This window comes from Xanthomarina arctica, assembly GCF_014638915.1.
GTDB classification, from domain to species: domain Bacteria; phylum Bacteroidota; class Bacteroidia; order Flavobacteriales; family Flavobacteriaceae; genus Xanthomarina; species Xanthomarina arctica.
The window spans coordinates 789,318-808,554 of sequence record NZ_BMFQ01000002.1 but is presented as its reverse complement, the minus strand read 5'-3'; the positions used below and the strand labels follow the sequence as shown (position 1 = coordinate 808,554).

The 19,237-nt window shown below is 32.2% G+C and carries 19 protein-coding genes; 14 read left to right on the top strand and 5 right to left on the bottom strand.

All coding sequences use genetic code 11. The features are described from left to right. Positions 1 to 4: 4 nt before the first annotated feature. From IEV77_RS09925 to porX, 5 genes are all read right to left on the bottom strand, one after another. Positions 5 to 376, bottom strand: coding sequence for a hypothetical protein (locus IEV77_RS09925; protein ID WP_188464312.1), 372 nt, complete (start codon positions 374 to 376; stop codon positions 5 to 7). Between the two features lie 58 nt (positions 377 to 434). After that, positions 435 to 1,634, bottom strand: a complete 1,200-nt coding sequence (locus IEV77_RS09920) for an alanine dehydrogenase (protein WP_188464310.1) — start codon at positions 1,632 to 1,634, stop codon at positions 435 to 437. A 61-nt stretch (positions 1,635 to 1,695) separates the two neighbouring features. After that, positions 1,696 to 2,235, bottom strand: a complete 540-nt coding sequence (locus tag IEV77_RS09915; protein WP_229736642.1) for a hypothetical protein — start codon at positions 2,233 to 2,235, stop codon at positions 1,696 to 1,698. Positions 2,236 to 2,506: 271 nt separating this feature from the next. After that, positions 2,507 to 2,911, bottom strand: a complete 405-nt coding sequence (tsaE, locus tag IEV77_RS09910) for a tRNA (adenosine(37)-N6)-threonylcarbamoyltransferase complex ATPase subunit type 1 TsaE (RefSeq protein WP_229736641.1) — start codon at positions 2,909 to 2,911, stop codon at positions 2,507 to 2,509. A 92-nt stretch (positions 2,912 to 3,003) separates the two neighbouring features. Beyond that, positions 3,004 to 4,557, bottom strand: coding sequence for a T9SS response regulator signal transducer PorX (gene porX, locus IEV77_RS09905; protein WP_188464306.1), 1,554 nt, complete (start codon positions 4,555 to 4,557; stop codon positions 3,004 to 3,006). Between the two features lie 37 nt (positions 4,558 to 4,594). On the opposite strand from porX, the gene IEV77_RS09900 reads away from it, so the two are divergent. The 14 genes from IEV77_RS09900 (at position 4,595) to hisD (ending at position 19,235) form a co-directional block, all read left to right on the top strand. Further along, a complete protein-coding gene (locus IEV77_RS09900; protein WP_188464304.1) occupies positions 4,595 to 5,824 on the top strand; it encodes an HD domain-containing protein in 1,230 nt (409 codons plus the stop codon). Positions 5,825 to 5,848: 24 nt separating this feature from the next. Beyond that, the gene (gene lpxD, locus IEV77_RS09895; RefSeq protein WP_188464302.1) at positions 5,849 to 6,877 is read left to right on the top strand and encodes a UDP-3-O-(3-hydroxymyristoyl)glucosamine N-acyltransferase; all 1,029 of its coding nucleotides are present in this window, start codon (positions 5,849 to 5,851) and stop codon (positions 6,875 to 6,877) included. After that, positions 6,864 to 8,270 (top strand): bifunctional UDP-3-O-[3-hydroxymyristoyl] N-acetylglucosamine deacetylase/3-hydroxyacyl-ACP dehydratase, encoded by a 1,407-nt coding sequence (locus IEV77_RS09890; protein ID WP_188464299.1) that lies wholly within the window; start codon positions 6,864 to 6,866, stop codon positions 8,268 to 8,270. Before lpxD ends, IEV77_RS09890 begins: the two co-directional genes overlap by 14 nt. A gap of 28 nt (positions 8,271 to 8,298) precedes the next feature. After that, the gene (lpxA, locus tag IEV77_RS09885) at positions 8,299 to 9,084 is read left to right on the top strand and encodes an acyl-ACP--UDP-N-acetylglucosamine O-acyltransferase (protein WP_188464297.1); all 786 of its coding nucleotides are present in this window, start codon (positions 8,299 to 8,301) and stop codon (positions 9,082 to 9,084) included. A gap of 80 nt (positions 9,085 to 9,164) precedes the next feature. After that, positions 9,165 to 9,731 carry an elongation factor P gene (gene efp, locus IEV77_RS09880; protein WP_188464295.1) on the top strand — a complete coding sequence of 189 codons (567 nt, stop codon included), beginning with the start codon at positions 9,165 to 9,167 and terminating at the stop codon, positions 9,729 to 9,731. 5 nt (positions 9,732 to 9,736) lie between these two features. Next, positions 9,737 to 10,672: a UDP-3-O-(3-hydroxymyristoyl)glucosamine N-acyltransferase gene (locus tag IEV77_RS09875; protein ID WP_188464293.1), complete on the top strand. Its 936-nt coding sequence runs from the start codon at positions 9,737 to 9,739 to the stop codon at positions 10,670 to 10,672. After that, positions 10,673 to 11,080 carry a nuclear transport factor 2 family protein gene (locus tag IEV77_RS09870; protein ID WP_188464291.1) on the top strand — a complete coding sequence of 136 codons (408 nt, stop codon included), beginning with the start codon at positions 10,673 to 10,675 and terminating at the stop codon, positions 11,078 to 11,080. A 69-nt stretch (positions 11,081 to 11,149) separates the two neighbouring features. Continuing rightward, positions 11,150 to 12,022, top strand: coding sequence for a succinate--CoA ligase subunit alpha (sucD, locus tag IEV77_RS09865; protein WP_188464289.1), 873 nt, complete (start codon positions 11,150 to 11,152; stop codon positions 12,020 to 12,022). Positions 12,023 to 12,229: 207 nt separating this feature from the next. Then, the gene (locus IEV77_RS09860) at positions 12,230 to 12,976 is read left to right on the top strand and encodes a T9SS type A sorting domain-containing protein (protein WP_188464287.1); all 747 of its coding nucleotides are present in this window, start codon (positions 12,230 to 12,232) and stop codon (positions 12,974 to 12,976) included. A 178-nt stretch (positions 12,977 to 13,154) separates the two neighbouring features. Beyond that, a complete protein-coding gene (fabG, locus tag IEV77_RS09855) occupies positions 13,155 to 13,901 on the top strand; it encodes a 3-oxoacyl-[acyl-carrier-protein] reductase (protein ID WP_188464285.1) in 747 nt (248 codons plus the stop codon). Between the two features lie 146 nt (positions 13,902 to 14,047). Next, positions 14,048 to 15,991, top strand: a complete 1,944-nt coding sequence (locus tag IEV77_RS09850) for a VWA domain-containing protein (protein WP_308419214.1) — start codon at positions 14,048 to 14,050, stop codon at positions 15,989 to 15,991. Between the two features lie 9 nt (positions 15,992 to 16,000). Further along, positions 16,001 to 16,816 (top strand): prohibitin family protein, encoded by an 816-nt coding sequence (locus IEV77_RS09845; RefSeq protein ID WP_188464281.1) that lies wholly within the window; start codon positions 16,001 to 16,003, stop codon positions 16,814 to 16,816. Positions 16,817 to 17,061: 245 nt separating this feature from the next. Beyond that, positions 17,062 to 17,919 carry an ATP phosphoribosyltransferase gene (hisG, locus tag IEV77_RS09840; RefSeq protein WP_188464279.1) on the top strand — a complete coding sequence of 286 codons (858 nt, stop codon included), beginning with the start codon at positions 17,062 to 17,064 and terminating at the stop codon, positions 17,917 to 17,919. After that, a complete protein-coding gene (gene hisD / locus IEV77_RS09835; protein ID WP_188464277.1) occupies positions 17,916 to 19,235 on the top strand; it encodes a histidinol dehydrogenase in 1,320 nt (439 codons plus the stop codon). Before hisG ends, hisD begins: the two co-directional genes overlap by 4 nt. Positions 19,236 to 19,237 lie beyond the last annotated feature (2 nt).

Here is a 19,237-nt window from a genome sequence, read left to right as displayed (position 1 = left end):
TTTTTTATGGCCAAGAAATATCTTTTATGGTAGCTATACTGTCACAGTTTTCAACAGTTAGGAGAATTTCTTTTTCATTAATTTCCCCTTCAATAGCATAAATGCCACATGGTTTTTTTCTCGTATCACTATTAGAAAAATCAATATCTCCGTATTTTAAAAGTCCTCTAATTTCGAGGGAATCGATTTTTTTATTTAAAATAGCAGTTTCAATATTTTCAGAAAAACGAATTTGTTTTAAATTAATATTTTTTAAAACTCTGGCATCAGGACCATAATCGCATGATACTTTTTTACCATTTAAAAAAAAAGCCAATATGACTAAGCCGATAGAAAATCCGCCAAGATAATAGCCAACACGATGTAATAATTTCATTTAAGTGTACTTAAAGATTTTTTGTGGAATGATGTTGGTTTTTTTACGAATATTGAAATTAAAAAATAAGCAAATTAATATCGCTATGTTTTAAATCGAACCATTCACCAACAGGTTTACTAGTTAAAATTCCGTGGTAAAAATACAACCCATTTTTTAAACCCTTGTCAAAACGTAAGGAATTTTCTAAGCCACCATCTTCTGCAATTTTCAAAAGATAAGGAGTAAAGATGTTACTAATTGAAATTGAAGCTGTTCTAGAATAACGTGCAGGAATATTTGGTACACAATAATGGATGACACCATGTTTGGTGAAAGTGGGTGTTTTATGAGATGTCACTTCGCTCGTTTCAAAACATCCGCCCATATCAATACTTACATCAATAACAACGGAGCCGTTTTTCATATTGGCAACCATAGGTTCTGTCACAATAATTGGAGATCTGTTTTTTCCTCTTACAGCAGCAATAACCACATCGCAACGTTTTAAAGCTTTGCTTAAGTTTTTTGGCTGCAAAGTAGATGTGTAAAAGGTTTTTCCTAAATTAACTTGAATCCGTCTTAATTTAGTAATTGAATTGTCAAACACTTTTACATTGGCTCCAAGTCCAATCGCACTTCGGGCAGCAAATTCGCCAACGGTTCCTGCACCTATAATAACGACTTCAATTGGAGGAACACCACAAACGTTTCCAAACATTAGTCCGTTACCATTATTTACATTGCTTAATAATTCTGAAGCAATAAGTACTGATGCAGTTCCAGCAATTTCACTTAAAGATCGAACGGCAGGATAGGCACCAGTTTCATCTCTAATAAATTCGAAGGCCAAAGCTGTAATACGTTTGGTAGCTAAAGTTTCAAAATATTTTTTTGTTTGAGTTTTTAACTGGACAGCTGAAATTAATATGGTTTGTGGATTTATTAGATTTATTTGATCTAGAGTAGGGGGTTCTACTTTTAAAATCATAGGACAACCATAAACTTTTGCTGTGTCTTTGGTTATTTCGGCTCCAGCCTCGCTGTATTCTTTATCTGAAAAATGTGCGCCAATTCCAGCACCAGATTCCATTAAAACCCGATGACCATTATTAACCAAAGCAGAAACTGCGTCTGGTGTTAAACAAACTCGTTTTTCTTGAAAAGCTGTTTCTTTTGGGATTCCAATAAATAGTTCGCCTTTACGACTAAAGATTTCTAGCGTTTCTTCTTGAGGAAGTAATTGTTGTTTGGTAAATGGCGTTAAAGCTTTAGACATAATGGACTCGTTATAAGATTAGTCAAATTACGAATAAATTTTTGAATGATAGAAATAGAATTTAAAAATATTGTTTAATCTTATCCCATACATTTTTTGGCTTGATCATAAACTCTTCTTCAAGCTCTTCCATTGATTTGTTGGCTGTATTTAATTTATCAAACATTCTTGCTCTAATAAGGTAGATGGTTGGTATTATTATCGCCATTAATGGGAAATAATACATTAATTGTAATTCATCAATTTGAGAAGTAGTGTCATAAAAAATAGCTACAATTTGAAAGGCGTACATAATAGTAGGCACTAAAATAACATGGTACCACCAATGTCTGCAGGTAAAGAACCAAATTAATAAAAACAATAATGGCAATGCTTTTCCGGTAATTAGCCACATGACATAATTGGCATTTTCCAATTTACCCGCGTCAAACGTAAATAAAAAAGTGTCCCAAACTTGCGTAGCAGGAACACTTTCGTATAAATAAAAAAGATAAGGTGTAACAGCTAAAATTGTAGCTACTATACTCCCTATAATAAGGCTTTTCTTATCCGTGTGACGGAATTGGGTAAGCTCTTCTCTCAATTTTTGGTGCGTCTTCATTTAGTTGGAATAAATTTGCTGCTTGTGCTGTGAAAAACATTCCACCGAAAATTGCAATTGCAATTACATACTTTTTAGTCTTCATAATTTAAGGGATTTAATTAATTAATACCCCAAATGTATGTGAGTAGCTAGTATGTTAAAAGGGTTAAATGTTAAAATTATGTTAAAAACAGCGATTTCGCATTTTTTCGTTACGGTTTTTCCGTAATCGACCCTCTTTTTTGGTAGATATTGGTTGTTAGTCTCGTTTTTTTTACTCGTTAAACACTTATTTTAAAATTATATGTCTTGTGTTCTTGTCTTTTAAGGATAAATAAACACAATGGTAATTATCTGTAATTAAATCTTCAATTAACTCTGGCCATTCAATAATAATCCAGTTACTAGAGTCTAAATAATCTTCAATTCCAATATTATAGGCTTCATCTAAATCTTTTAGTCTATATAAATCAAAATGAAAAACTTTATCATCTTTTAATTCATATTCGTTAACTATAGAATAAGTTGGGCTACTAACTTCGTCCAAACTCCCAAGAGCCTTAACAAATTCTTTTATTAAGGTAGTTTTGCCAACTCCCATGTCTCCATAAAGCAAAATAGTTTTACTTTTTAGGTTCTCTAGAAGTTGTTTAGCTACAATTGGTAACTCATTTAAACTATAATCAATGTTCAAACTACTTGAATTAAGCATACAATAATAGGAATAATAATTTTAAAAAACTAAAAAATTAGGTATTTCGTCGGATATTTTTGCGTTACATGGGTTTATTTAGGATTCATGACTACAAAAGGAATGATCATTTCTTGTAAAGAAACGCCACCATGTTGATAGGTATCTCTGTAGTAACTAACATAGTGATTGTAGTTATTTGGGTAAGCAAAAAACAAATCTCCTTTTGCAAAAATAAACGAACTACTCATAGTAATGGTAGGTAGGTGGATGCTTTTTGGGTCTTTGGCAACTAAAACATCTTTACTCTCATAGGTTAAGCTTCTACCTGTTTTATAACGTAAGTTTAAACTGGTTTCCTTGTCTCCAATAACTTTCGATGGATTTTTCACATTAATGGTACCGTGATCTGTAGTCAATATTAATTTAAAGCCCATTTGTTGTGCTTGTTGAATCATTTCCAGTAAAGGGGAATTTTTAAACCAACTTTGAGTTAAAGATCGATAAGCTTTATCGTTGGATGCTAATTCCTTTACCACATCCATTTCAGTTTTAGAATGAGATAACATATCAACAAAATTGTAAACTACCACGGTTAGGTCGTTGTCTTTTAGTGATTTAAAATTGTCAACTAATTTTTTTCCATTTTTTAAATTAGTTATTTTATGGTATTCCATTTTTAAATGGGAAAGTCCTAAGCGTTTCAATTGTGCTATCAAGAAATCTTCTTCATGAAGATTTTTACCTCCTTCATCTGTATCGTTTTTCCAAAAATTTGGATGAAGTTTCTCCATATCACTTGGCATTAATCCAGAAAATATGGCATTTCTTGCGTATTGCGTGGCTGTTGGTAAAATACTATAAAATAACATTTCAGAAGCTTTCTTATAATAGTTGTTAACTATTGGTTCGAAGGCTTTCCATTGGTCATATCTTAAATTATCAATAACCACTAAAAGTGTTGGTTGTTCCTTACTTAATTCTGGAACTATTTTATTTTTAAATAAAGTATGAGAAAGGGTGGGAGCATCTGTATGTGGCTCAAACCAACTAGGGTAGTTTTTATCTATAAACTTTCCAAACTGTGTGTTAGCTTCATTTTTTTGAGATTCTAAAATCTCAAACATTCCAGGATCTTCTATGTTTTCTAACTGAATTTCCCAATAAATAAGCTTTTGATATAAACTAACCCATTCTTCATAGCTGTTAACCATACTTAAATCCATAGCTATTTTACGAAATTCCTGTTGGTAGTTCGAAGTGGTTTTTTCTGAAATCAATCTAGAATGATCTAAATTTTTCTTCAGACTTAATAGTATTTGATTCGGATTTACGGGCTTAATAAGGTAATCGGCTATTTTGTTACCAATAGCTTCTTCCATAATATATTCCTCCTCACTTTTAGTAATCATAACTACTGGAAGTGTATCACGTCTCTCTTTAATTTCATTTAAAGTTTCAAGACCCGTTAAACCAGGCATGTTTTCGTCTAAAAAAACAATATCGAAATTGGTGTCGTCTAAAATATCTAAAGCTTCCGTACCACTTTTGCAAGTGGTAACTTTATAGTTTTTCTTTTCAAGAAAGAGGATGTGTGGTTTTAGTAAATCAATTTCATCGTCAACCCAAAGAATATTTATATTGTTCATGTATATTTGTTTATATATTAATGTCAAAGACTAAAGCTTGATTGTGCAAAACAAACTCAAAATATTTAACGACCCAATTTACGGATTTATTACTATTCCAAATTCGTTAATTTACGATTTAATTCAGCATAAATATTTTCAACGCCTGCGAAGAATTTCGCAAATGGGCATGTCTTATTTGGTTTATCCCGGTGCACATCACACCAGATTTCATCACGCTTTGGGTTGTATGCATTTAATGCAAAAAGCTGTTAATGTCCTGCGTTTTAAAGGGATTGACATTTCAGAAGACGAAGAACAAGCACTTTATATTGCCATTTTATTGCATGATATTGGACATGGTCCATTCTCTCATGCTATGGAGCATAGCATTGTAAATGGGGTCTCACATGAAGAGATTTCACTGCTTTTTATGGAACAACTCAATATAGACTTTAACTTAAGTTTAACTCTAGCAATTCAAGTGTTTAAAGGTGAATACCCAAGAAAGTTCCTTTGTCAGTTAATTTCTAGCCAATTAGACATGGATCGAGCGGACTATTTAAAACGTGATAGTTTTTATACTGGTGTGTCTGAAGGAAATATTAATAGTGAACGTTTAATAACCATGCTTAATGTGGTTGATAACGAATTGGTTGTTGAAGAAAAAGGCATTTATAGTGTCGAAAAATTTCTAGTTGCCAGAAGGCTTATGTATTGGCAAGTATATCTACATAAAACCAGTTTGGCTGCCGAACAACTTTTAATTCGGGTATTAAAACGTGCCAAAGAACTTACAGAACAAGGTGTTACCTTAAAAGCTAGTGAAGCCTTACAGTTTTTCTTAACTCGAGAAATAACATTGGAGAATTTTGATAGTAAAACCCTAGATACTTTTGCAAGGTTAGATGATTACGATGTGGTTTCAGCCATGAAGGAATGGCAGTTTCATGATGATTTTGTTTTAAAGAATTTATGCGATATGCTTATTAATCGTGATTTGCTAAAAGTGAAATTAAAAAACAAAAAGATAAAAAAAGAAAAACTCCAAGTACATATTCAAAAATTAATGGAGACTTATCCTATTAGTAGAGAAGAAGCAAATTATTTTGTGTTTACTGGAGAGGTTTCTAATCAAGCTTATCAAATAAAAAATCAACATATTAATATATTATACAAAAACGGAAAAATTCAGGATATAATTAAAGCTTCAGACCAATTAAATTTAAAAGCACTCTCAAAAACAGTTACAAAATATTATATCTGCTACCCTAAAGAAAAACTTTAGCACTTTTTTCCTATTTTTGCTGGAATGAAATTTACAGCACAACAAATAGCAGGAATATTGGATGGAGACATTGAGGGCAATCCAGATGTTGAAGTTACTAAGCTTTCCAAGATAGAAGAAGGTACAGAAGGGTCTTTAACTTTTCTTGCTAATCCTAAATATCAAGCATATATATATTCTACAAAAGCCTCGATTACAATAGTTAATAAAACTTTTGTGGCAGAAAGCGGTTTAGGAACAACGCTTATAAGAGTAGAAGATGCTTATAAGTCTTTTTCTAAATTATTAGAATACTATAATATGGTGAAGTTAAATAAAGTTGGTATTGAAAACCCTTCGTTTATTTCTGGCACTGCAAATTATGGTGCTAATGTTTATATCGGAGCTTTTACATACATTGGAGAAAATGTAAAAATTGGAGATAATGTGAAAATATATCCCAATACATATATCGGCGATAATGTGGTTATTGGAAATGATACTATTATTTTTGCTGGAACTAAAATTTATTCTGAAACCGTAATTGGTACGAACTGTGTTCTTAATTCTGGAGTTATTTTAGGAGCTGATGGATTTGGTTTTATGCCAAATGAAAAAGGAGAATATAATAAGGTACCTCAAACAGGAAACGTTATTATAGAGGATTTTGTAGATATTGGCGCCGCTACAACTATAGATAGAGCAACTTTAGGTTCTACTATAATTAGAAGAGGTGTTAAATTAGACAATCAAATACAGATCGCTCATAATGTTGAAATTGGTAAGAATACAGTCATTGCTGCTCAAACAGGAATTGCTGGTTCTACTAAAATTGGCGAAAATTGCATAATTGGAGGACAAGTTGGATTTGCAGGTCATTTAATTATTGGTAATAATGTGAAAATTCAGGCGCAGTCTGGAATTGGAAAAAACATTAAAGACAACGAGGTTTTGCAAGGCTCTCCTTCGTTTAATTATAGCGATTGGAATAAATCTTATGTTCATTTTAAGAATCTTCCAAAAATTGTAAAAAATATAATCGAATTAGAAAAAAAAGTAGATGGCAATAATTAAAACTGAAGTTAAACAAAAAACCATTAAAAAAGCAATTTCTTTGAATGGTGTTGGCTTGCATACAGGGAAAAATGTGACTTTAACTTTTAAGCCAGCTCCCGAAAATAAAGGTTTTGCATTTAAACGTATAGATCTTGAAGGAACTCCTGTAATTGAAGCTGATGCTAATTATGTTACTAATACTCAAAGAGGTACTTGTTTAGAAAAAAATGGGGTTACCATTCAAACATCAGAGCATGTGTTAGCAGCTTTGGTTGGCTTGGATTTAGACAATGTAATTATTGAACTTAATGCTTCCGAGCCACCTATAATGGATGGTTCTTCAAAGTATTTTGTAGAAGCATTGGAGAAAGTTGGAGTAGTAGAGCAAGACGCTTTTAGAGAAGAATATGTGGTTACAGATGTTATTTCATATACAGATGAAGAAACAGGTAGCGAAATTTTAATCATGCCTTCAACCGAGTATCAAATTACTACCATGGTAGATTTTGGAACTAAGGTTTTAGGAACCCAAAATGCGACTTTAAAAACCATTTCAGATTTTAAAGCTGAAATTTCAGAATCTAGAACGTTTAGCTTTCTGCATGAACTAGAGATGCTTTTAGATCATGGATTGATTAAAGGTGGCGATTTAAATAATGCCATTGTTTATGTCGATAAAGAAATTTCACCGTCAACTATTGAAAAATTAAAAATTGCTTTTAATAAAGATAATATTGCCGTTAAACCTAATGGTATTCTAGACAATTTAACCCTTCATTACCCAAATGAAGCTGCTAGACATAAGTTATTGGATGTCTTAGGAGATTTAGCACTTATTGGAATTCGTTTAAAAGGAAAGGTGATTGCCAATAAGCCTGGTCATTTTGTAAATACACAATTTGCAAAAAAAATGTCTAAACTTATTAAAAACGAAAGACGTAACAACGTACCTAATATAGACTTGAATCAAGAGCCTTTAATGGATGTTAATAAAATAATGGATATGTTGCCACATAGACAACCATTTTTATTAATCGATAAAATTTTTGAATTAACAAGTTCTGGAGTTATTGGTATGAAAAATGTGACCATGAACGAGCCGTTTTTTGCGGGACACTTCCCTGGATCACCCGTTATGCCTGGAGTTTTAATAGTGGAGGCTATGGCTCAAACAGGAGGAATACTTGTGCTTAGCACGGTTCCGGATCCTGAAAACTATCTTACATTTTTTATGAAAATAGACAATGTAAAATTTAAGCAAAAAGTAGTTCCTGGAGATACCTTAATTTTTAAATGTGATTTAATTACGCCAATACGTCGTGGTATTTGTCACATGCAAGGCTATGCGTATGCCAATGGAAAATTATGTGCAGAAGCTGAGTTAATGGCTCAAATAGCGAAAGTTAAATAATAATGTAAGTAAATAAAACTTAAAATAAATGAATCAACCACTCGCTTACGTCCATCCTGGAGCTAAAATAGCAAAAAATGTTGTTATAGATCCATTTACTACCATTCACAACAATGTAATTATAGGTGAAGGCACTTGGATAGGGAGTAATGTTACTATTATGGAAGGTGCTCGCATTGGGAAAAATTGCAATATTTTTCCAGGAGCCGTTATTTCAGCTGTTCCACAAGATTTAAAGTTTGATGACGAAGATACCTTGACCATTATTGGAAACAATGTAACTATTAGAGAGTGCGTAACTATTAATAGAGGAACCACAGATAAAATGAAAACCGTTATTGGTGACAATTGCTTAATTATGGCTTATTGCCATATTGCACACGATTGTATTGTGGGTAACAATTGTATTTTTTCTAATAACAGCACGCTCGCTGGACATATAAATATTGGAGACTATGTAGTTTTGGCTGGAATGACAGCTGTGCATCAATTTTGCTCTATTGGTAATCATGCCTTTGTAACAGGAGGATCTTTAGTAAGAAAAGATGTGCCACCATTTGTTAAAGCAGGTCGTGAGCCCTTATCTTATGTAGGTATTAATTCGGTAGGTTTGCGTAGACGTGGATTTTCAACTGAAAAAATAAGAGAAATTCAAGATATATACAGAATATTATATCAAAAAAATTATAATAATACCCAGGCTTCAGATTTAATTGAAGCTGAAATGGAAGCAACGCCAGAAAGAGATGAAATTCTTCAATTTATCAAGAATTCACATCGCGGTATTATGAAAGGATATTTTAAATCTAATTGATTTAATTATAGTAAATTGAGCATTTAACCTTCCAAAGATTTAAGCAAAGGAGGAACTAACAACAAAAAGCAAACAATAAAATGGCTACAACTAGTGATATTAGAAACGGATTATGCATCAGGTATAATAACGACATTTATAAAGTAATTGAATTTTTACATGTAAAACCAGGAAAAGGCCCTGCTTTTGTTAGAACAAAAATGAAAAGTGTTACCAATGGAAAAGTATTAGACAATACCTTTTCGGCTGGACATAAATTAGAAGATGTACGTGTGGAAACTCATAAATTTCAGTTTTTATATAATGATGGAGAATTTTATCATTTTATGAATACGGAAGATTATACTCAAATCCGTTTACTTGAAGCGGCTTTAGATAGATCAGATTTAATGAAAGAAGGTGAAATAGTAACTGTTCTTATTAATTCAGAAGACAATATGCCACTTTCAGTAGATATGCCTGCTAGTGTTGTGCTTGAAGTAACACATACAGAACCTGGTATTAAAGGAAATACGGCTACCAATGCCACAAAGCCTGCAACAGTTGAAACTGGAGCAGAAGTAAATGTACCTTTGTTTATTAATGAAGGGGACAAAATTAAAATTGAAACAGAAAAAGGAACTTACAAAGAAAGAGTTAAAGAATAAGCACAGTGAAGTTCCCTAAACCACATACTTTAAAACAAATTTCAGAACTTATAGATTGTCAATTTATTGGCGATACCGATTTTCAAGTCTTAGGCATGAACGAAATTCATGTTGTAGAGGCTGGAGATATCGTTTTTGTAGATCACCCAAAATATTACGACAAAGCCCTAGAGTCTGCTGCTACCATTGTTTTAATCAACAAAGAAGTAGCATGTCCAGAAGGGAAAGCTTTGTTAATTAGCGACGATCCGTTTAGAGATTTTAATAAGTTAACACAACACTTTAAGCCTTTCGTGTCTTCCAACGCAGCTATTTCGACTTCAGCTAAAATTGGAAAAAACACCATCATTCAACCAAATTGTTTTATTGGAAACAATGTCATTATTGGAGATAATTGTGTCATTCATTCTAATGTAAGTATTTACGATGATACTGTTATTGGAAACAATGTCATAATTCATGCCGGAACTGTTTTAGGAGGAAGTGCTTTTTATTATAAGAAAAGACCAGATGGTTTTGATCAATTAAAATCTGGTGGACGTGTTGTTATTAAAGACAATGTCGATATAGGTGCATTATGCACTATAGATAAAGGGGTAACAGCAGACACCACTATTGGTGAAGGTTCTAAACTTGATAATCAAATCCAAGTTGGTCATGATACAGTAATTGGCAAAAAATGTCTAATTGCGTCACAAGTTGGAATTGCAGGCTGTGTTATTATTGAAGATGAAGTAACCATTTGGGGACAAGTTGGTATTACCAGTGGCATTACTATTGGAACTAAAGCTGTTGTTTCGGCGCAATCTGGGGTTAGTAAATCTCTTGAAGGAGGTAAAAGTTATTTTGGTACTCCGGCTGATGATTTTAGATCTAAATATAAAGAAATAGCTTCAATTAGAAAAATTCCGGAAATTTTAGAGAAATTAAAAATTAAATAAATGAGCCCTAAAGAAATAATCAAAGATTTTCATAATTCTAATATAATTAAAGATTTAGATTTAGTTGAAAAGTTCTATCATAAAGACTGTGAATTACACTGGAATAGTACGAAGTACTTTAGAATTTTAAAATATAATGATATTTTAGAATATTATAAAAGTATCAGTGATAGTTATGTATCCTTGAGAAATGAAATAAGTGTCATTTTAGTAGAGGATAATTTTGTTACCGTTCGACATACTGTTTATGCCAGAACTATTGAAAATCAAGATGAAGAAATTCCTCTAGTTCATTATATTACTATTTGGGAAATAAAAGACGGAAAACTATTTAGAGGATATCAAATAAGTCAATTAGCAGATGATGATGCCATCGAAGCTAATTCTTTTTCTGAAATTAAAGTTTAAAACACTTTATAAATAGCCGTTAAAAACTTACTTTTGCAACGTTTTATAAACATAAAAAATTAAACAACAATGAGCGTTTTAGTTAATAAAGATTCAAAAATAATTGTTCAAGGTTTTACAGGTAGTGAAGGAACATTTCATGCTGGTCAAATGATTGAGTATGGAACAAATGTAGTAGGAGGTGTAACACCAGGAAAAGGAGGACAAACACATTTAGACAGACCAGTTTTTAATACGGTTCAAGAAGCTGTTGAAGAAGCTGGAGCAGATACAACCATAATTTTTGTACCACCAGCTTTTGCTGCAGATGCTATTATGGAAGCTGCAGACGCTGGAATTAAAGTTATAATTACTATTACTGAAGGTATTCCTGTTGCGGATATGATTAAAGTTGCAAGCTATATTAAAAATAAAGAGTGCAGATTAATTGGTCCTAATTGTCCAGGAGTTATTACACCAGGTGAAGCAAAAGTTGGTATTATGCCAGGTTTTGTCTTTAAAAAAGGAAAAGTAGGTATTGTTTCTAAATCTGGAACTTTAACTTATGAAGCTGCAGATCAAGTTGTAAAACAAGGATTAGGTATTACTACAGCTATAGGTATTGGTGGAGATCCAATTATTGGAACTACAACCAAAGAAGCAGTAGAAATGTTAATTAACGACCCAGAAACTGAAGCTGTTGTTATGATAGGTGAAATAGGTGGTCAGTTAGAAGCAGATGCGGCTAACTGGTATAAAGCTAGTGGATCTAAAAAACCTATTGTTGGTTTTATTGCTGGAGAAACTGCTCCTGCTGGTCGTACCATGGGTCATGCTGGTGCTATTGTTGGTGGAAGCGATGATACTGCTCAAGCTAAAAAGGCCATTATGAGAGCATGTGGAATCCACGTGGTTGAATCTCCTGCTGAAATTGGTAAAAAAGTAAAAGAAGTTTTAGGATAATATCCGCTTTATATATAATATAACCTCATAATTTTTTTAATTTTATGAGGTTTTTTATTGCCTATTGTGGAGTTTAGGTAAGATTTAAAAACATATCTGCTTAAACTATAATAGAGAACTAACAGTGTTTTTGTAATAAAAAATCAGTTAAGAGTTAATGTTTTGTTATATTTTTGCCTCATAAATAAATTTTAGATCTTATTAAACATGAAAAAACAATTACTCTTAGTATTCACATTATGTAGTTTTTATTCACATGCTCAGGTTGACATAATTGCCACCACTCTAAACGCAGATGGAGGAAATTTTTTTAGAATTTATACAGACAATGAGCTTTCAGGAACTCTAACATCAATAGACATCCAAGCAACGCTAACGGGTTCAGTAAATAATACCAATGGAAATGATTTAACGGTATATGTGTCGCAAACAAATACAATAAATATAAATGGAGTTTTACAAGCTGGAGGTAGTACTAATTTTAGTGCTAACGAGAGAATTTTCTGGGCAACTGGTGACAGCAATGTAGTTCCAGTCAATCTAACAGATTCACAGACACTTGCCACCCCAATAGATTTTTCGGCCAATCCTACATATAATGTATGGATAGGGAATGGATATGCTGATGCTTCAAATACAGGTGTTTGGGAAAATATCACGATTACTCTTTATGGGGTATCTGAAAACTCAATATCTATAAGTGAAGTTGTATCAGATGCTTTTTCTATATTTCCGAATCCTGTAAATAATGTTATTTCAATTTCTAATGGCACAGGTTTAAAAATTAATAAGGTAGGAATTACTGATATAAATGGCAGATCTATAAAAACGATAATTTTAGGAAATTCCGTTGGCAAGTCTCAAATAGATGTTTCAGAATTGAATGCTGGGGTATATCTTTTATTAATTGACTCTGATAAAGGAACCGGTGTTAAAAAGTTCATTAAAAACTAATATGATCAATTTAATTCATAAAAAAAACCTCACAAGATTTTGTGAGGTTTTTTTATTTGATACAATTTGTATTTGCTATATTTGACTTGAGAAAAAATCCTTTGACACATATACAAAGGTTTAATTAAAACTGTCATTACTGCCTTAGCAGGAATCTAACAAATCTGACTTATCAAATATGAAATTATTAAAAGGAAAAACAGCCATTATTACAGGGGCAAGCCGAGGAATTGGTAAAGGAATCGCACAGGTTTTTGCTCAACAAGGCGCCAATGTTGCTTTTACTTATAGCTCATCTGTTGAAGCAGCCAACGAATTAGAAAAAGAACTAAATGCCTTGGGTGTTAAAGCCAAAGGTTATAAGAGTAATGCGGCCGATTTCAAAGAGTCTCAAGATTTGGTTGATGCCGTTGTTGCTGAATTTGGCACGATTGACATTTTAGTTAATAACGCTGGTATTACAAAAGATAACTTGTTAATGCGTATTTCAGAAGAAGATTTCGATACCGTTATTGAGGTTAACTTAAAGTCTGTTTTTAATATGATTAAAGCTGTACAGCGTACCATGTTAAAACAACGCAGTGGTTCTATTATTAACATGAGCTCTGTAGTTGGTGTGAAAGGAAATGCAGGACAAACTAATTATGCGGCTTCTAAAGCCGGCATTATTGGCTTCTCTAAATCTGTAGCATTAGAATTAGGTTCAAGAAATATTAGAAGCAACGTGATTGCTCCCGGTTTTATTGAAACCGAAATGACAGATAAATTAGATGAAGCTACTGTAAAAGGATGGAGAGATGCTATTCCTTTAAAACGTGGTGGAACTCCTGAGGATATTGCAAATGTTTGTGTGTTCTTAGCTAGCGACATGAGCTCTTATATTACTGGGCAAACAATTCATGTAGATGGAGGGATGTTAACATAATCCATTTAGTCATTCCCTAGAAGTAGGGAATCTCTTCAAAATAACTTTATAACTCAATGGGGTCTCAAACTCTTATATACATTATATTATCAGGAATTATAGCGCTATTCGTAGCGCTTTTTCTGTATAAATATAAGGTAAAGCAAATGTCTAGAAAACAAATGCTTCTTACGTCTTTGAGGTTTATTTCTGTATTTTCTTTATTACTTTTGCTTGTCAATCCTAAGTTTGAAAGTGAGAGTGTGTATCTGGAAAAGCCCAATTTGGTTGTGGCTGTCGATAATTCAAATTCTATAGCCTATTTGAAACAAGACACAAATGCTTTGTCCATATTGGATGATATAAAGTCGAATCCAGAAATTAACGAAAAATTTAATGTTCAAATTTATTCATTTGGGAATCAAGTAAAATTATCCGACTCTATTCGTTTTAACGAACAGCAGACCAATCTGGATAAGGTTTTTCAAGAATTCAATCAGATTTACAAACAAACCATTTCTCCAACAGTTTTAATAACGGATGGAAACCAAACGCTTGGAAGCGATTATGTGTTTTCGGCAAATAAATACAAGCAACCTGTTTATTCTGTTATTTTAGGAGATTCTACTATTTATTCAGATTTAAAGGTGCAACAGTTAAATGTTAATAAATATGCCTATTTAAAGAATAAATTTCCTGTAGAAGTAATCTTGGTCTATCATGGTGAAGATTCTGTAAATTCAGTCTTTAAGGTGCAAAGTGGTTCTTCTGCATTGTACTCAGAAAAAGTAAGTTTTTCGAAAACCAATAACTCCCAAATTTTAAACTTTTATTTACCGGCCAATCAGGTAGGGGTTCAAACATACAAAGCTATTTTGGTACCTTTAGAAAGTGAAAAAAATCAAATTAATAATGTCAAAGAATTTGCTGTTGAAGTGATCGATCAGAAGACAAATGTGGCTATTGTTTCAGATATATTACATCCAGATTTAGGAGCTTTAAAAAAGAGTATTGAAGCTAATGAACAGCGTCAAGCAACAATTTTAAAACCCAATGAGTTTATTAATAAAACAAATGATTTTCAATTAGTTATGTTGTATCAACCTAATAATAACTTTAATGATGTTTTCGAGGGTCTGAAGAAAACAAATAGTAATTATTTTTTAATTTCTGGAACAAAAACTAACTGGAGATATTTAAACAGTCTTGATTTAAATATTACGAATGAAATAACAAATCAAACGGAAGATTTTCAAGCTGTTTTGAATTCTAATTTTTCAGAATTTATAATTGAAGATTTAGATTTCGAATCATTTCCTCCCTTAAAATCTAGTTTTGGTGAAGCATCATTTAAAATTCCGTTTCAGACAATTCTGTTTAAAAAAGTAGGTAATTATACTACTGAAAGTAGTCTGCTATCAACTTTGGAACACAATGGAAGAAGAGAAGCTGTATTGTTTGGAGAAGATCTTTGGAAATGGCGTGCCCAAACTTATTTAAATGATAAATCTTTCAATAGTTTTGATAATTTCATTGGGAAACTTGTACAGTATCTAGCATCTACAGAAAGAAAAACGAGACTTAGTTTAGATTATAGTTCCTTTTATGAAGGAAACTCAAGTGTCCTCATAAAAGCGCAATTCTTCAATAAAAATTACGAATTTGACGCTAAGGAATCCTTGTCAATAACTGTAATGGATAAGGTTTTAGAAAAACCTAAATCCTTTCCCTTCATATTGAAAAACAATTATTATCAAGTAGATTTAAGTAGTTTGCCTGCTTCAGAATATCAATTTACAGTAAGTGCTAAAAATGAGAATATCTCTAAATCTGGAAGTTTTAAAATTCTGGATTATAATATAGAACAGCAGTTTTTAAATGCTGATGTGAATAAGTTACAGCAAATAGCAAATTCCAATAATGGAACTAGTTATTTTGCTAGTAATAGCGGTCTTTTGTTAAGTAATTTATTAGAAGATGAAAGATACAAACCTATTCAAAAGAGCCATAAAAATGTTGTACCTTTGATAGACTGGAAATATCTTCTTGCCTTAATTATATTTTGCTTATCTGCAGAATGGTTTATCAGAAAATATAACGGATTAATTTAAATTTTATATATGGAAAAATTACCTAAAGTTGCTCTGCCAACTATTATTATTGCTATTATTTTACTTGTTTTACTTGCCAAATCCGCTGTCACTATTGACTCAGGAGAAGCAGGTGTTTTATATAGAACTTTCGATGGTGGAGTTGTAACAGATGAACCACCCTTAGGTGAAGGTTTTCATATTGTAGCACCTTGGAATAAAGTAATCGTATATGAAGTAAGACAGCAAGAATTATTGGAGAGAATGAACGTGCTTTCTTCTAATGGGTTAGATATTAAATTAGAAGCATCAATTTGGTTTCAACCAGATTATGCAAACTTAGGAAAACTTCATCAAGAGAAAAGTGAAATGTATAAAGAACGTGTTTTGTTGCCAGCTATTCGTTCGGCAGCTAGAAGCGTTGTAGGACGTTATACGCCAGAACAATTATATTCTAGTAAACGTGACGCTATCCAACAAGAGATTTTTGAAGAAACAAAAAACATTGTTCAAGATCAATACATTCAATTAAATGAAATTTTAGTTCGTGATGTAACTTTGCCACCAACTATTAAAGACGCTATTGAACGTAAATTAAAACAAGAACAAGAATCTTTAGAATACGAATTTAGATTGGTTACCGCCGCTAAAGAAGCTCAAAAAGTAATTATTGAAGCGGAAGGGAAAGCAGAATCTAATAGAATTTTAAGTGCTTCACTAACCGATAAAATTTTACAAGATAAAGGTATAGACGCAACCGTTAAACTATCGGAATCGCCTAATACTAAGATCATTGTTATAGGTTCTGGAGAATCTGGAATGCCTCTAATACTTGGGAATAATTAAAAAATATAATAATTGTTTAGGAATTCTAAATAATTATTTACAATATTTGTACTCACAAAAAAAGAACATGACATTTATTCAATCACATCATCATCATTTTCATTCTGGCATTCAAGCGAGCTGAAAATGTATTGAATAAAATCAACATATTTAAAAACCCGTTTGAGTTAATCAAGCGGGTTTTTTGTTTCTAAAAACAGAAATTTCTTTCCGAAAAGATTTACTCAAACATTATTAAACAAATAATGAGTAAACTAAAAATTGCAGTTCAAAAATCGGGTCGTCTTCACGAGGACTCCATGAAAATCCTAAAAGATGTGGGAATTTCAATAGAAAATGGGAAAGACCAATTAAAAGCTTCAGCTAAAAATTTTCCAATCGAAGTGTTTTACCTACGTAATGGAGATATTCCGCAATACCTTCGAGATGGCGTTGTAGATGCCGCTATTATTGGAGAAAATATTTTAATTGAAAAAGGAAATGATATAGCAATTGTAGAAAAACTGGGCTTTTCAACATGTAAAGTTTCTCTTGCTGTTCCAAAATCAACAAAGTTTAAATCTGTGCAAGATTTACAAGGTAAGCGGATAGCTACATCGTATCCAAACACGGTCAACCAGTTTTTATTAAAAAACAAGATTGAGGCACAACTTCATATTATTAATGGTTCTGTAGAAATTGCTCCTAATATCGGACTTGCAGATGCTATTGTTGATATTGTTTCAAGTGGAAGTACCTTATTTAAAAACAATTTAAAAGAAGTTGAAGTGCTTTTAAACTCTGAAGCTGTTTTAGCTGTTTCACCTTTAATTTCTTCTGAAAACCAAAAGATTTTAGACAAATTAAAATTTAGGTTTCAATCTGTTTTAAAAGGGCGACAATCTAAATATATCCTGTTAAATGCTCCAAATGATAAAATCCCAGATATCATAAAAGTACTACCTGGAATGAAAAGTCCTACTATATTACCTTTAGCGGAAGTGGGTTGGAGTTCTTTACATTCTGTAATTGATAAAAATGACTTTTGGGAAGTTATTGATGAATTAAAATTGCATGGAGCTCAAGGAATTCTAGTGTGTCCAATTGAAAACATGGTAATATGAAAAGTATAATAAACCCTAAAAGGGAAGATTGGTCAGTTTTATTACAACGGCCAACACAGAAGGTAGAAAATTTAGAAGACACGGTCAATCAGGTTTTTGATGATGTAAAAAGAAATGGAGACAAAGCCATCTCAAAATACACCCAATTGTTTGATGGTGTGATTTTAGACTCAAATATTGTAACTAGAACTTCATTTGAAAAAGCTTTAAAAGAAATTTCAACCGAATTAAAAATTGCCATAAATAGAGCGAAAGATAATATTGAAAAGTTTCACTTAACACAAAAAACGGAAAAAGTGGAAGTGGAAACAACGCAAGGTGTTATATGTTGGCAGGAAAAAAGACCTATAGAAAAAATAGGATTATATATTCCAGGCGGAACAGCGCCTTTATTTTCAACTGTTTTAATGTTGGCTATTCCAGCTAAAATTGCAGGTTGTAAAGAAATTATTTTGTGTACGCCGCCAAATAAGGAAGGAAATATTGCAAACGAAATTTTATATACCGCAGAATTATGTGGTATCACTAAAATCTTTAAAGTAGGAGGTATCCAAGCCATTGCAGGTTTAACCTTTGGAACTGAAACCATTCCTAAAGTTTATAAAATATTTGGACCAGGAAATCAGTTTGTAACCGTCGCTAAGCAGTTGGCAACCAAATTTGGAGTCGCAATCGATATGCCTGCTGGACCAAGTGAACTCTTAGTGGTTGCCGATGATTCGGCTAATGCAAGTTATGTAGCTTCAGATTTATTAAGTCAGGCAGAACATGGTTCAGACAGTCAGGTTATTCTGGTTTCAACTTCCAAAGATCTTATAGAAGAAGTTCAAATGGAAATAACGAAGCAAATTAAGGAATTACCAAGAAAAGATATGGCCGAAAAAGCGATTTCGAATTCAAAATTCATCTATTTGGAAAGTGATGAAGACGCTATGGATTTAATTAATGACTACGCTCCAGAACACTTTATAATTTGCACAAAAAACGAAGATTTTTATTTGGATAATATTATAAATGCAGGTTCTGTGTTTATTGGAAATTACACCCCCGAAAGTGCTGGAGATTATGCTTCTGGAACCAATCATACCCTTCCTACTAACGGATTTAGTAAGTCTTATTCCGGAGTGAATTTAGATAGTTTTAACAAAAGCATTACGTTTCAAAAAATATCGAAAGAAGGTTTAATAAATATTGGGAATACTATTGAGTTAATGGCAGAAGCAGAAGGGTTACAAGCTCATAAAAATGCAGTTTCTATTAGATTAAAAGATATACTTCCTGGGGAAGTAGGAATTTCTAACATAGAAAATCAGTAGTC